The sequence below is a fragment of the Bacillus sp. AF62 genome (genome assembly GCF_050312695.1).
GTDB lineage: Bacteria > Bacillota > Bacilli > Bacillales > Bacillaceae_G > Bacillus_A > Bacillus_A cereus.
Map to the genome: position 1 here is coordinate 1 of NZ_JBNPJZ010000312.1, position 252 is coordinate 252.

Below are 252 nucleotides of genomic sequence, written 5' to 3' on the forward strand. Positions count from 1 at the left end.
TGGTGACCCGTACGGGATTCGAACCCGTGTTACCGCCGTGAAAGGGCGGTGTCTTAACCACTTGACCAACGGGCCAATATGTATGGCAGAGAAGAAGGGATTCGAACCCTCGCACCGCGTTAGCGATCTACTCCCTTAGCAGGGGAGCCCCTTGAGCCACTTGGGTACTTCTCTGTATGGCTCCGCAGGTAGGACTCGAACCTACGACCGATCGGTTAACAGCCGATAGCTCTACCACTGAGCTACTGCGGA

The 252-nt window shown here is 56.3% G+C and carries 3 tRNA genes; all 3 read right to left on the minus strand.

The features are described 5' to 3' along the window. Positions 1-75, minus strand: a tRNA-Glu gene (locus tag ACQRBL_RS32910). Between the two features lie 8 nt (positions 76-83). After that, positions 84-174 (minus strand) — tRNA-Ser (locus tag ACQRBL_RS32915). A gap of 3 nt (positions 175-177) precedes the next feature. Beyond that, positions 178-252, minus strand: a tRNA-Asn gene (locus ACQRBL_RS32920).